Source organism: Demequina sp. TMPB413 (assembly GCF_020447105.2).
Taxonomy (GTDB): domain Bacteria; phylum Actinomycetota; class Actinomycetes; order Actinomycetales; family Demequinaceae; genus Demequina.
Genome location: NZ_CP096184.1, coordinates 2,456,120 through 2,470,135, shown reverse-complemented (window position 1 = coordinate 2,470,135; position 14,016 = coordinate 2,456,120). Strand labels below are relative to the sequence as shown.

The following is a 14,016-nucleotide window of genomic DNA, read 5'->3' as shown; positions in this document are numbered from 1 at the left end:
CATCAGCACCAACGTGGACATCTCTCAACGTCCCATACACGGTCACATCACCTGCCGTAGCAGGAAGATTGTGATTTCTCCACAGTTTCAGGGTCACCTATGACTACTACCTATCTCTCTCTATTACTTGTACACAAGGGCCTTCATGAGGCCAGGCCAAGGCTCATCTCCACGGGACTGGACGCGTCGGTCCTGTGGCGTAGTCTGTGACCCGAAAGGGGATATCGATGAAGTTTTCCGTGGATCGGGATGTGCTTAACGACGCTGTTGCGTGGACCGCGCGCGCCGTGCCGCATCGTCCCCCTGTCCCCGTGCTGGCTGGTGTGCTCATCGAGGCCGATGGCGCAGGCACCGTCAAGCTGTCCAGTTTCGACTACGAGGTCTCAGCTCGCGGCGAGTTCGCGGCCGACGTCGAGGACGGCGGCGCCGTCCTGGTATCCGGGCGGCTGTTGCGTGAGATCTCCAACGCCTTGCCTCACAAGCCGGTCAAGTTCGAACTCGAGGGCTCCAAGGTCTCCGTCACGTGCGGCGCCTCGCGCTTCTCGCTCGCCACCATGCCGGTTGATCAGTACCCCGCTCTGCCCACCATGCCCGATACGTCTGGCACCGTGGATGGCGCGGCGCTGCTCGCTGCCGCCCAGCAGGTTCAGTCTGCCGCGTCACGGGACGAGACCCTCCCGATCCTCACTGGCGTGCGCATGGAGATCGAAGGCGAACGGATTTCCTTGCTCGCCACGGACCGCTACCGCTTGGCGCTTCGCGAACTGACCTGGAAGCCGGGCTCACCCGACATTTCAGCGATCGCGCTCGTGCGCGCCAAGACCCTTACCGACACCGCTAAGTCGCTCGGCACAGGCGAGGTCCAACTCGCGCTGAGTTCCGGTCAAGGGGTCGACCTCATCGGTTTCAGTGCCGGCGGTTTGGTCACCACCTCCTTGCTCATGGACGGCGAGTATCCCCAGGTCCGCAGGCTCTTTCCCGACTCCTCGGCAATCACGGCCATCGTCTCGACCACCGAGCTCATCGAGGCGACCCGCCGCGTTGCACTCGTGGCGGAGCGCAACGCCGCCGTTCGCCTCGCCTTCTCTGAAGGCGAAGTAGTGCTTGATGCGGGACACAGCGACGACGCCCAGGCTTCCGAGGCGATCGAAGCGACGGTCGAGGGTGGAGACATCACCGTTGCGTTCAATCCCACGTACTTGCTTGACGGTCTGAGCGCTCTCGGGGCGCCCTACGTGCGGCTCGGTTTCACGCAAGACACCAAGCCGGTGGACTTTGTCGGACTCGACAAGCCAGGAGGCACAGTTGCCTCCGAGTTCCGCTATCTCTTGGTGCCCATTCGTATCGCTGGCTAGCGATCGATGCGCATCACACATCTTCACCTCACGGACTTCCGCTCCTACGAAACCGCGCAGATCGAGCTCGGTCCAGGCGTCACGACGCTCGTAGGGCGCAACGGACACGGCAAGACCAATGTGATCGAAGCGGTGCGATACCTCTCGACACTGTCTTCACATCGAGTCGCTACGGATGCGCCGATGCTGAGGTCAGGGGCCTCCAGGGCTGTCATCTCGGGGAGAGTTCAACGCGGCGAGCGAGCCTTGACCATCGAGATCACGATGATTCCTGGGAAGGCGAACCAGGCCCGACTGAACCGTGGCAACGCCAAGCCGCGCGACGTCGTCGGCATTCTGCGCACCGTCGTGTTTGCTCCAGAAGACCTCGCACTCGTCAAGGGAGATCCCAGCACACGGCGCGCCTTCATGGACGAGCTGTGCGTCGCCATCCAACCTCCACTAGCCGGTGACCTCGCCGACTACGACAGGGTGTTGCGCCAGCGCTCTTCCCTATTGAAGTCAGCGCGCGGCAAGCCGCGCTTTGACGAGTCCACCCTCGACATCTGGGACGAGAAGCTCGCAGACCTCGGGGCGCGCATCGTGCACGCGCGGCTAGCAGCGCTCGAGGCCCTTGCACCGCACGTCAGTAGAGCCTACGAGGATGTCGCGCCAGGCGAAGGCGACTGTGCGATCGCGTACTCGACAGCTACCCAGATTGCTACCAGGCAAGAAGACTCGGAAGAGGACCTTTCTCCAACGCCGGCCGCCGCGCCAACAGCCGCCGCGCCTACTGCCGCCACTCCTACCGCTGACATCGGCGCGGCACTCCTGGCGGCCATGACCGAGCGGCGCGCTCAAGAAATCGAGCGCGGCGTGTGCCTCGTGGGCCCTCATCGCGATGACGTTGACATCAAAATCGGAGACCTGCCGGCCAAGGGCTACGCAAGTCACGGCGAGAGCTGGTCATGCGCTCTTGCGCTGCGACTCGGCTCATTCGCATTGCTCTCGGACGACGGCGAGGATGGCGAGCCGGTGCTGATACTGGACGACGTTTTTGCGGAATTGGATTCCGGCCGCCGCGCGGCCCTCGCGGGCCGCGTCGCCGGCGCCGGCCAGGTGTTGATCACCGCCGCGGTCGAGCAAGACGTTCCGGAGCAGTTGCGCGAGCACCCAGGCGGCCACAGGGTGCTTCACGTCACTCCTGGGAGCGTGAGCGATGAGTGACAAGGAAGACGAGGGTCTTAGGGCCCCGCAGGAGCAGCCGTCTGATGAGCCGGGCGCCTCAATGCCTCGCAAGGATGCGGCGGCCCAAGCGAGGGAGGCGATGGAGCGCGCGCGGGCTTCCGCCCGCGAGAGGGGCGCCGCACGGGTCTCTCCCCAAGCGGCACGCCGGCGCAAGGAGGCTAAGAAGGAGGCGGCGGACGGCGGCTCGCCTATGCCCTTCGGCGCTGGCCGCGACCCGCGCGCCATGAGCGACAACGTCACCGCACTGCTGCGGCGCATGGGCTGGACCGAGCACATCGAGGTGGCTGCAGTGACGGCTCGGTGGCGCGAGGTCATCGGCGACCAGATCGCTGACCATTGCGATCCGGTCAGCTTCGAAGACGGCGTGCTGCTGCTGCGCGCCTCCTCGAGCGCATGGGCCACCCAAATGCAACTGATGTCCGGCCAAGTGAGGCATCGCCTCAATGAGGAGTTCGGCCGCGAGGTCGTGAAGGAGCTGCGATTCATCGGGCCCAGCGACCGGCACTGGGTCAAGGGGCCTCGCCGAGTGAAGGGCCGCGGCCCACGCGACACGTACGGCTAAGGCGGCCGATCGGCGCCAATAGCCGATGCGAAGGCCGAAAGGTCCCGTGCCGAGGCACTTGAGGGCCGCTCAGTGCCACCACCGGAACTCACGCCCAAAAACGCGCGTCGGCCCGCTTTCCCCAGAATCCCCCTGAATCGCCCTTGAAAGCCGCTCAGAGCGCGTAGAATGGACCGAGGTAGGACGCGAGCCACATCGGGCCGCGTGAGGGGCTTGGAAAGGCAATCTGTGGCCAACACCGACGTAGGGGCGACTCAGCCTGAATACGGCGCTAGTGACATCACGGTTCTCGAGGGACTCGAGGCCGTGCGCAAGCGCCCCGGCATGTACATCGGCTCCACGGGGGAGCGCGGTTTGCACCACCTCGTCTACGAGGTGGTCGACAACTCCGTTGACGAGGCGCTCGGCGGTCACTGCGACACCATTACCGTCACGTTGCTTCAAGACGGCGGCGTGCGCACGACCGACAACGGGCGCGGCATCCCCGTCGACATGCACCCCGTCGAGGGGCGACCAACGCTCGAAGTGGTCATGACGATCCTTCACGCTGGTGGAAAGTTCGGCGGCAGCGGCTATGCGGTGTCCGGTGGTCTCCACGGCGTCGGCATTTCCGTGGTCAACGCCTTGTCACGCAAGGTCGAGACCGAGGTCAAGCGGCAGGGCCACGTGTGGCGCCAGACCTTCGCCGACGGCGGCAAGCCCCAGGGCTCTATCGTCCAGGGCGAGGCGACCACCGAGACGGGCACCACCCAGACCTTCTGGCCTGACCCCGAGATCTTCGAGACGGTGGAGTTCGACTTTGAGACACTGCGCGCCCGCTTCCAGCAGATGGCCTTCCTCAACAAGGGCCTGAGTATCACGATCACGGACGAGCGCCCGGAGCACATCGCAGGCGAGGACGACGAAGAGGCTCCGACCTCTCGCACGGTCACCTACAAGTACGACGGCGGCCTGGTCGACTACGTCAAGCACCTCAACGACGCCAAAAAGGCAGAGCTGGTGCACCCAGAGGTCATCAGCATCGAAACGGAAGACCTCGAGAACAAGATCTCTGTCGAGTTGGCGTTGCAGTGGACGAACGCCTACTCGGAGTCGATCTTCACGTACGCGAACACGATCGCTACCACCGAGGGCGGTGCGCACGAGGAAGGGTTCCGTGCCGCCATGACCTCCTTGGTCAACAGGTATGCGCGCGACAAGGGAATCCTCAAGGACAAGGACGAGAACCTCACGGGCGACGACGTGCGCGAGGGTCTCACCGCGGTCATCTCCGTGAAGCTGGGAGAGCCACAGTTCGAGGGCCAAACCAAGACCAAGCTCGGCAACACGATCGCCAAGACGTTCGTCCAGAAGGCGGTCAACGAGCGGCTCACCGACTGGTTCGACTCCCACCCGAACGAGGGAAGGGACGTCATCCGCAAGGCGATCCAGGCGTCGGCCGCGCGCATGGCGGCACGCAAGGCCCGCGAGGCAACCCGTCGCAAGGGGCTGCTCGAATCGGGCGGCATGCCAGGAAAACTGTCCGACTGCCAGAGCCGCAACCCCGACGAGTGCGAGATCTTCATCGTCGAGGGAGACTCCGCAGGCGGCTCGGCCAAACAGGGCCGCGAGCCGTACAACCAGGCGATCATGCCGATTCGCGGCAAGATACTCAACGTGGAGCGGGTGCGCCTGGACAGGGCGCTCGCCAACATGGAGGTCCAGGGACTCATCACGGCGTTCGGCGCCGGCATGGGCGAAGACTTCAACATCGACAAGGCGCGCTATCACAAGATTGTGCTGATGGCCGATGCCGATGTCGACGGGCAGCACATCCGCACTCTGTTGCTCACGCTGCTGTTCAGGTACATGCGCCCGCTGATCGACGCCGGCTACGTGTACTTGGCACAGCCGCCGCTGTTCAAGATCAAGTGGTCCAACTCGCCGCACGAGTACGTGTACACCGACAAGGAGCGCGACGTTCTCCTGGCCGAGGGTCTCAAAACGGGCAAGAAGATCCCCAAAGAGAACGGGATCCAACGCTACAAGGGTCTGGGCGAGATGGACCACGAGGAGCTGCGCGTCACCACGATGGACCCCGCGACTCGCACCCTGCTCAAGGTGACGATGGACGACGCCGCGATGGCCGACGAAGTGTTCTCGGTCCTGATGGGCGAAGACGTCGAGTCCCGCCGTAACTTCATTCAGCGCAATGCGAAGGATGTGCGTTTCCTTGACATCTGATAGCCCAGAGCTCATCAACCACGGCCGCATCGAGGCCGTCGACCTCAATACCGAGATGCAGCGGTCCTACATGGACTACGCGATGTCGGTCATCGTCGGCCGCGCCCTTCCCGACGTGCGCGACGGACTGAAGCCCGTCCACCGCCGTGTCCTGTACGCGATGTTCGACGGCGGCTACCGCCCCGACCGCGCGTTTTCGAAGTGCAGCCGCGTCGTCGGCGACGTCATGGGTAAGTACCACCCACACGGCGACTCCGCGATCTACGACACCATGGTGCGCTTGGTTCAGCCGTGGTCCCTGCGCTACCCGCTGATTCAGGGTCAGGGAAACTTCGGTTCCCCTGGCAACGACGGTGCTGCCGCCTCCAGGTACACCGAGTGCAAGATGGCGCCGTTGGCCATGGAGATGGTCCGCGACATCGACAAGGACACTGTCGCTTTCGAAGATAACTACGACGGCCGCGAACAAGAGCCGATCATCCTTCCCGCGCGATTCCCCAACCTGCTGGTTAACGGCAGCGCTGGCATCGCCGTCGGCATGGCGACCAACATTCCTCCGCACAACCTGCGCGAGGTAGCCGAGGGCGTGCAGTGGCACCTCGACAACCCCGAGGCGACGCGCGAGGAACTCCTTGACGCGCTCATGGAGCGCATCCCAGGGCCCGACTTCCCCACCGGCGCGACCATCCTTGGCCGCCGCGGCATCGAAGAGGCATACCGCACCGGCCGCGGCTCCATCACGATGCGCGCCGTGGTCAATATCGAGGAAGTCCAGGGCCGCATGTGCCTGGTCATCACCGAACTTCCGTACCAGGTGAACCCCGATAACCTCGCGATCAAGATTGCCGACTTGGTCAAGGACGGCAAGGTCGCAGGCATCGCCGACATCCGCGACCAGTCGTCCGGTCGCACGGGCCAGCGCCTCGAGATTGTGCTCAAGCGCGACGCCGTCGCGAAGGTGGTGCTCAACAACCTTTACAAGCACACGCAGCTTCAAGACACCTTCGGTTGCAACATGCTCGCGATCGTCGACGGCGTGCCCCGCACGTTGCCGCTCGACGGCTTTGTGCGCCACTGGGTGACGCACCAGGTCGAGGTGATCCAGCGTCGTACCGCTTTCCGCCTGCGAGAGGCCGAGCGCGAAGCCCACATCTTGCAGGGTTACCTCAAGGCGCTCGACGCGCTCGACGAGGTCATCGCCCTCATCCGTCGCTCGCCAGATGTCGAAACCGCGCGCACGGGCCTGATGGAACTGCTCGATGTGGACGAGGTCCAGGCGACGGCAATCCTCAACCTGCAACTGCGTCGTCTCGCTGCCCTCGAGCGCCAGAAGATCACTGACGACTACAACGCGCTCATGGCCGAGATCACCGATCTCCAGGGCATTCTCGCGTCGGAGTCGCGCCAGCGCACCATCATCTCCGAGGAGCTCGGCGAGATCGTGCGGAAGTACGGCGACGCCCGGCGTACCGAGATCTCTCCGTTCGACGGCGAGGTGTCGATGGAGGACCTCATCGCCGAGGAAGAGGTGGTGGTCACCATCACCCGCGGCGGCTACGCCAAGCGCACGCGCTCCGACCAGTACAGGGCTCAGCGCCGCGGCGGCAAGGGCGTGCGGGGCGCAACCCTGCGCACGGACGACCTGGTCGACCACTTCTTTGTCACGACCACCCACCACTGGTTGCTGTTCTTCACCAACCTCGGCAGGGTCTACCGCGCCAAGGCATATGAGTTGCCAGAGGGCGGACGCGACTCCAAGGGCCAGCACGTGGCCAACATGCTCGCGTTCCAGCCGGGCGAAGAGATCGCCCAGGTCATGGACCTGCGCACGTACGAGGACAAGCCGTACCTGGTGCTCGCGACCAAGCGCGGCCTGGTCAAGAAGACGGACCTGACCTCCTACGACTCGAACCGTAGCGGCGGCCTCATCGCCATCAACCTGCGCGACGTCGAGGGTGACGACGGCCAGTTGCGGCCCGACGAGTTGGTGGCCGCGAGGCTGGTCGCTCCTGATGACAAGCTCATGCTGGTGAGTCGCAAGGGCCTGTCGCTCACGTTCGAGGCGACCGACGAGGCGCTGCGCCCCATGGGGCGCGCGACGTCCGGCGTCAAGGGCATGAAGTTCCGCGATGAGGACGAATTGCTGTCACTCGACGTGGTCACCGAGGGGGCGTTCTCCTTTGTGGTGACAGAGGGCGGCTACGCCAAGCGCACCGCTGTCGATGAGTATCGCGTCCAGGGCCGCGGAGGCCTCGGCATCAAGGTGGCCAAACTCCAAGAGGAGCGCGGGGACTTGGTCGGAGCGCTGTTGGTCGAAGAGACCGACGAGGTCCTAGTCATCATGAGCGGCGGCAAGGTGGTGCGGTCTTTGGTGAATGAGGTTCCTGCAAAGGGCCGCGACACCATGGGCGTGATCTTCGCCAAGCCTGGCAAGGGTGACCGCATCATCGGGGTCGCGCGCAACGTGGAGCGTCACCTCGACGGTGACGAGGCTGTTGACCCCGACGCCGTGGTTGATACGGACGTGGTGGTTGAGGACGAAATAGTTGAATCCGGCACCGCGCTCGACGACGATGCTGCACCGGAGGAGAGCTAGACCGCGCCCAAGAAATGGCTTGATTCGTACCGAATCTCGCCGCAAACGGCGTCTGGTGGCTGAATCCGTACCAGCAGCAATCGGCGCCGCCGGTGGATTGCGGCGTTGGGTGAGGTTGTAGTCTCAGCGCAACAGGGAGGATCGCGGAGTGGCCATTACCTTGCACGACGTCGCCAAGGTGGCGGGCGTGTCCTTCAAAACCGTGTCCAACGTCGTCAACGACCACCCACACGTCAGCGAACCGACGCGCATACGGGTCCAGGCCGCGATCGACGAGCTCGGATATCGGCCGAACGTGTCGGCGCGTCATCTGCGATCGGGAAGGTCGGGACTCATCGGGCTGGCCGTGCCAGAACTGAGCCTCGCGTACTTCGCCCAACTTGCGGACGAGGTCATTCAAGCGGCAGAGAAGCGCGGCCTCGTAGTACTCATTGAGCAGACGGGCGGCAACCGGGACCGCGAGCTGGAGGTACTGCGGGGGCCGCGGTTGCAACTCATTGACGGACTTCTGTTCAGCCCGCTGGGGTTGGGTATCGACGACGCTGCGCTTGTCGATATCGATACACCTCTTGTCCTCCTGGGCGAGCGGATCTTCAACGGCCCTGCCGACCACGTCACCATGCGCAACGTCGAAGCCGCGCAAGCGGCGACTGAGCACCTGATCGAACTGGGTCGACGGCGAATCGCCGTGATCGGAGCGCACGAAGGGGAAGTGATCGGCTCTGCTGGGTTGCGCTATACGGGCTACCGACAGGCGCTCGCTGGTGCGGACATCCCCTTCGATGAGGCACTCGTTGTCCACGTGGGCCTGTGGCACAGGGCAAACGGCGCCGAGGGGATGAAGCGACTCCTCGACGCCGGAACGCAGTTTGACGGCCTGTTCGCGATGAATGATGAGCTCGCCCTTGGGGCGATGCGCATGCTGCAGGAAGCAGGTCTCGCCATTCCCAAAGACGTCGCCGTGGTGGGTTTCGACGACATTGACGAGGGGCGCTACTCCATCCCCAGCCTGTCAACCATCGATCCAGGTAGAGGCGAGATTGCGGAAACGGCCATCGATGTCCTCATGGAACGAATCGGGCAGAAAGGCAAAGCGGGCCCTGCACCGCGCGAGCTGTTGTCGGCCTTTCGCGTCGTGGTGCGCGAGTCCACTGCTGGTTAGAGCCGGGCCACGGGAACGCTTGACAAGCCCTCCCCTTGCCTGCAAGATGCTACCTGTAACACCAAAATTACAACGTTGCAAAAGCCAATCAGTCTGGCTGTCGGATCAATGGCGATTCGTCGTGGAGGAGGCCCCCGCCTCGCCTGACCGGATCGCTCATCGTTCCTTCACCAATGCGGTGCCTGCTCGCGCTCGGGAATCGCGTCCCCATCTAGCCCTCAAGAGACAACGAAGTCCAACGCATCATCGAAGGGAACACTCAACGTGAAGAAACAACTCGTCTCAACTGCGGTTGCGTCAGCCGCCGTCGCATTGCTGCTCACAGCGTGCAGCGGATCCGTCTCCGAAGACACCACCGACGGCCCAGTGGCCACTGACGGAGGGGGCGGCGGCGGTTCGTCCACCTGCGACAACACCATCCCCAAGCCCGACGCTCCCACAGTGTCCGTGTGGGGCTGGTACCCGAACATGGGCGACGTGGTCGACAACTTCAACGGCCTGAACGACGACGTCCAGATCTGCTGGACCAACGTCGGCCAGGGCAACGAGGAGTACGACAAGTTCCAGACCGCGATTACCGCCGGAAGTGGTGCTCCTGACGTCATCATGCTCGAGGCTGACCGCATCCCGAACTATGTGGTGCAAGGCGCCCTGGTTGACATCAGCGAGTACGGCTACGAGGACGTGAAGGACAACTTCAGCGTCGGCGCCTGGAAGGATGTCTCGGTGGGCGACGCAGTGTTTGGCGCACCCGTCGACGGTGGCCCGATGGCCATGATCTACCGCACGGACGTCTTCGAAGAGTACGACATCGAGATCCCGACCACCTGGGAGGAGTACGAAGCTGCCGCCAAGAAGGTCAAGGACGCTGGCGGCCCATTGTTCGGTGACCTGGGTGCCAACGTTCCCGCGCCGATGATGGCGCTCCAGATCCAGAATGGTGCGACGCCGTTCGAGTACGACCCGCTGGTTCCAGAGGAGATCACCATCAACCTCAATGACCAGGCATCGAAGGAGGTGCTCAACTACTGGGCCAGCCTCGTCGAGCAGGGACTCGTGGGAACGCAGGACCAGTTCACGCCTGAGTACATCTCCGGTGTGGTGGGCGGCGACTACGCCACCTACCTCTCGGCAGCATGGGCGCCCGGTTACCTCACTGGTGCTGGTGTCGGCCAGGGTGAGGACGAGGGCCTGTTCGCCGTCGCTCCCCTGCCCCAGTGGGACCCGAACAACCCTGTCGCTATCAACTGGGGTGGTTCCGCATTCTCCGTGACCGAGCAGGCAGAGAACGTCGAGCTGGCCGCCAAGGTAGCCTTCGGCATCTACGCTGACCCGGAGTCGCTTGAGCAGGGATGGACTGAGCAGATCATCTTCCCGCTCAACAAGGACGTCCTCACGTCGGATGAGTTCCTCAACGCCGAGGTTGGCTTCTTCGCCGGCCAGCAGGCGAACAAGGAGGTCTACATTCCTGCGGCCAACGCCTACGAGGGATTCACCTACAGCCCCTTCGCTTCGTACTACTACGCGGAGTTCACCGAGGTGCTGGGAGCGATCAACGCTGGTGAGATGACCGGCGATGAGGCTGCTGATGCTCTGCAGGCGTCCGCTGTCGCCTACGCGGAGGAGCAGGGCTTCACCGTCATCACCGACTAAATGGCAATGGAGGCGTACCGGCCCGAAACCGGGCCGGTACGCCTCCCTTGATCGCGAAGGACACTTCTTGCTATGAGTACCGCAGCACCAGGCGTCGGCACGGACTCCCGCGCCCTCAAAGCCCCCAACCTGCGCCGCGCGCGCACCCGCAAGCAGGCGAGGCGTCGACACAGCATCGTCGGCTGGCTCTTCGTCGCACCGTTCGCCATCGTCTTTCTCGTCTTCCTGGTCGCGCCCCTCGCGTACGCCTTCTACTTGAGCCTGTTCCGTTCCGCCCTCATCGGCGGCACGAGCTTCGTCTGGTTCGAGAACTACGAGAAGGCGTTCACCGATCCAAACTTCCAGTCCGGCGTCCAGTTCGTACTCACGTTCTCGCTCGTGCTCATTCGGGGCTGGTGCAGGAACTGGTGACAGTTCGGTTTAGGCCGCGAGGGCCAGTGGTGTGTTCATGATGGTCTCGTACTCGATGGGGGTCAAGCGTCCGAGCCGGTCTTGGCGGCGGCGCCGGTGGTAGGTCCGTTCGATCCAGGTCACGATCGCGATGCGGAGCTCTTGGCGGGTGTCCCACCGTTGCCTGTTCAGCACGTTCTTTTGGAGCAGGCTGAAGAACGATTCCATTGCGGCGTTATCCCCGGCAGCGCCGACGCGACCCATGGATCCGACCATGTGGTGACGGTTCAGTGCGTGGCCCATCTTCCGGGACCTGAATTGGGATCCACGGTCGGCATGCAGGACGCATCCGGTGACGTCGCCGCGGGAAGCGACGGCGTTGTTCAGGGCGCTCACGGCCAACTGGGCTGGCATGCGGTCACCGATCGAGTAGCCCACGATGCGGTTGGAATACAGGTCTTTGACCGCGCAAAGGTAGAGCTTGCCTTCACCCGTTTGGTGTTCCGTGATGTCCGTGAGCCACACCTGGTTCGGGCGGTCGGCCCTGAAGATGCGCCTCACGAAGTCGTCGAACACGGGCGGGCCGGCCTTGGTGGCCTTGCCCCGTTTGCGTCGCTGTGTGGCCGACACCAGGCCCGCCTGAGCGGACAGTGACCACGCGGTTCTGCGCGCCATCGGCCACCCCGCGACCTCGGCCTCGTCGCCAAGGAACCGGTAACCAAACTCAGGGTCCTCGCGGTGAGCATCAACGAGCGCATTCATCCGATGCGCCTGCACCCACTCCAGCGCTGTCACCGGGTCACTGAGCCACCGGTAGTACGGTTGACGTGCGATCTTGAGCACCCGGCACGTCACCGTGACGGGCACGCCGTCCACGGCCAACTCGCGGACGAGCGGGTAGATCATTTTGGGTGGCCACCGAGCCTGAGGTTGGCCTGCGACAAGTACGCTGCCGCACGACGCAACACCTCATTCTCTTGCTCGAGAAGCCGGTTCCGCCGACGCAGCTCCCGCACCTCTTGCGCCTGCTCACGGGTCACCCCTGGCTTCTCACCGTCTTCGACATCGGCTTGACGCAACCAGTTCGACAACGTCGCATGAGAGATCCCGAAGTCCTCGGCGATCTGTTTCTGCGGCGCCTCACGGCGCCGCGCGACCGCGACCACGTCACGGCGAAACTCCTCAGGAAAAGCTCTAGACATGACAACATCCTTCCACCAGGACCCGCCCGGATCCCAGAAGTCAGTTGTCACCAATCACTGCACCAGCCCCTTCCGTTGCAGATGTTCATATCGCTCGTGATGGCGCTCGTGCTCGATGCCGTGGTCAACAAGTTCACCCGCTTCGCGCGGCTCATGATCTTCCTGCCGTACTCCATCCCCGTGGTCATCGGCACCATCATGTGGGGCTTTCTCTACAGCAAGAACTTTGGGCCGATGGCGGAGATATGGGGCCTCTTTGGCGCCACTCCGCCCGACCTGCTCAGCAAGGACCTCATCTTCTTTGGCCTGCTCAATCTCGTGACATGGCAGTGGGCCGGCTATTACATGATCATCATCTTCGCGGCGCTCCAGGGCATCGACCCGACGCTGTACGAGGCCGCCCGCATCGACGGGGCGAGCGCGTTCCAGATCACTCTGCGTGTCAAGGTGCCGCTCATCACGAACTCGTTGCTGCTGATCCTCGTGTTTGCTCTGATCGGAACACTCCAATTCTTCACCGAACCGAAGGTGCTGCAGTTCCTCGCTGCGGGCTCCATCGGGCAGGACTTCACGCCCAACATGTACGCGTTCCAACAGGCGTTCGCGCTGGGCAACGTGAACTACGGATCGGCGATTTCCTTCGCGCTTGGGTTCGTGGTGTTCGTGTGCGTCTACCTCTTCCTATTCTTCACACGTAAGCGAGGGAACTTCCTGTCATGACCGATCTCACCTCTCGCCGCGCCGGAACCAAGGCAGACCCTTTCGCCAAGTCGAGCAAGGGTCGCCCCCGCCGCAGTTTGGCACCACACTTCTTCCTCGGTGCGCTGCTGATCTACTTCGTGATCCCCTTCTGGTGGATCGTCGTGAACAGCTCCAAGAGCGCCGCTGGTCTCTTCAGTGGTGGAAGCGCCCTGTGGTTTGCGGAAGACGTCGACTACGTGAACAACCTTCAGCAGCTGTTCTCGTTCAACGAAGGCATCTATGCCCGCTGGCTGTTCAACTCGGCGCTCTATGCGGTCGTAGGCGGCGGCGGCGCGACGATCCTGTGCGTACTCGCGGGCTACGGCTTCGCCAAGTACAAGTTCAAGGGCCGCCGCCTGGCGTTCTCCATGCTGCTCGGCACCGTCATGGTGCCGCTCACCGCGCTCGTCATCCCGACCTTCATCATGCTGTCGCGACTCGAGCTGACCAACACGATCTGGGCGGTGATCCTGCCGTCGCTGCTCAGCCCCTTCGGCGTGTACCTCATGACGGTATTTACCCGCGATGTGGTGCCGGATGAGCTGCTCGATGCGGCCGCCATCGACGGTGCGGGCGAGTTCCGCACCTTCCTCCAAGTGGCGCTACCGCTCATGCGTCCGGCTGTGGTGACGGTGCTGCTGCTGTCGCTTGTCGCCACCTGGAACAACTACTTCCTGCCGCTGGCGATGCTCTCCGACACCAAGCTCTACCCGGTCACGGTCGGCATCGGCCTGTGGCAGAGCCTTGCGTCAGCCAACAACGGTGGCGGAACATCGCTGTGGAGCATCATCATCATGGGCTCGCTCATCTCTATCATCCCGTTGGTGATCGCGTTCCTGTCGCTCCAGCGGTACTGGCAGGGCGGCCTGTCCATCGGCAGCCTCAAGTAGATCCTTCCACCAGAC

General features: G+C 63.5%; 10 protein-coding genes and 1 pseudogene. 10 read left to right on the top strand and 1 reads right to left on the bottom strand.

Features of this window, described 5'->3' with window-relative positions:
* Positions 1-227 precede the first annotated feature (227 nt).
* The 8 genes from dnaN to LGT36_RS11900 all read left to right on the top strand — a co-directional run bounded on the left by dnaN (position 228) and on the right by LGT36_RS11900 (position 11,189).
* Entirely contained in the window at positions 228-1,355 is a 1,128-nt protein-coding gene (gene dnaN / locus LGT36_RS11935) for a DNA polymerase III subunit beta (protein ID WP_226096533.1), read from the top strand.
* Positions 1,356-1,361: 6 nt separating this feature from the next.
* Positions 1,362-2,561, top strand: coding sequence for a DNA replication/repair protein RecF (gene recF, locus LGT36_RS11930; RefSeq protein WP_226096534.1), 1,200 nt, complete (start codon positions 1,362-1,364; stop codon positions 2,559-2,561).
* Positions 2,554-3,144 (top strand): DUF721 domain-containing protein, encoded by a 591-nt coding sequence (locus tag LGT36_RS11925; RefSeq protein ID WP_226096535.1) that lies wholly within the window; start codon positions 2,554-2,556, stop codon positions 3,142-3,144. The genes recF and LGT36_RS11925 overlap by 8 nt, the downstream gene beginning before the upstream one ends.
* Before the next feature lie 228 nt (positions 3,145-3,372).
* Positions 3,373-5,367, top strand: a complete 1,995-nt coding sequence (gyrB, locus tag LGT36_RS11920; RefSeq protein WP_226096536.1) for a DNA topoisomerase (ATP-hydrolyzing) subunit B — start codon at positions 3,373-3,375, stop codon at positions 5,365-5,367.
* Positions 5,357-7,963, top strand: coding sequence for a DNA gyrase subunit A (gene gyrA / locus LGT36_RS11915; protein ID WP_370634296.1), 2,607 nt, complete (start codon positions 5,357-5,359; stop codon positions 7,961-7,963). The genes gyrB and gyrA overlap by 11 nt, the downstream gene beginning before the upstream one ends.
* 148 nt (positions 7,964-8,111) lie before the next feature.
* On the top strand, positions 8,112-9,125 hold the full coding sequence (locus LGT36_RS11910) for a LacI family DNA-binding transcriptional regulator (protein WP_226095001.1): 1,014 nt from the start codon (positions 8,112-8,114) through the stop codon (positions 9,123-9,125).
* A gap of 264 nt (positions 9,126-9,389) precedes the next feature.
* Entirely contained in the window at positions 9,390-10,778 is a 1,389-nt protein-coding gene (locus LGT36_RS11905; RefSeq protein WP_226095002.1) for an ABC transporter substrate-binding protein, read from the top strand.
* 72 nt (positions 10,779-10,850) lie between these two features.
* Positions 10,851-11,189 carry a hypothetical protein gene (locus LGT36_RS11900; RefSeq protein ID WP_226095003.1) on the top strand — a complete coding sequence of 113 codons (339 nt, stop codon included), beginning with the start codon at positions 10,851-10,853 and terminating at the stop codon, positions 11,187-11,189.
* A gap of 9 nt (positions 11,190-11,198) precedes the next feature.
* On the opposite strand, the pseudogene LGT36_RS11895 reads toward LGT36_RS11900, so the two are convergent.
* A pseudogene (locus LGT36_RS11895) lies at positions 11,199-12,370 on the bottom strand (IS3 family transposase).
* A gap of 81 nt (positions 12,371-12,451) precedes the next feature.
* On the opposite strand from LGT36_RS11895, the gene LGT36_RS11890 reads away from it, so the two are divergent.
* Both LGT36_RS11890 and LGT36_RS11885 read left to right on the top strand, forming a co-directional pair.
* Positions 12,452-13,090, top strand: coding sequence for a carbohydrate ABC transporter permease (locus tag LGT36_RS11890; protein ID WP_226264382.1), 639 nt, complete (start codon positions 12,452-12,454; stop codon positions 13,088-13,090).
* Entirely contained in the window at positions 13,087-14,001 is a 915-nt protein-coding gene (locus LGT36_RS11885) for a carbohydrate ABC transporter permease (protein ID WP_226094754.1), read from the top strand. The genes LGT36_RS11890 and LGT36_RS11885 overlap by 4 nt, the downstream gene beginning before the upstream one ends.
* Positions 14,002-14,016 lie beyond the last annotated feature (15 nt).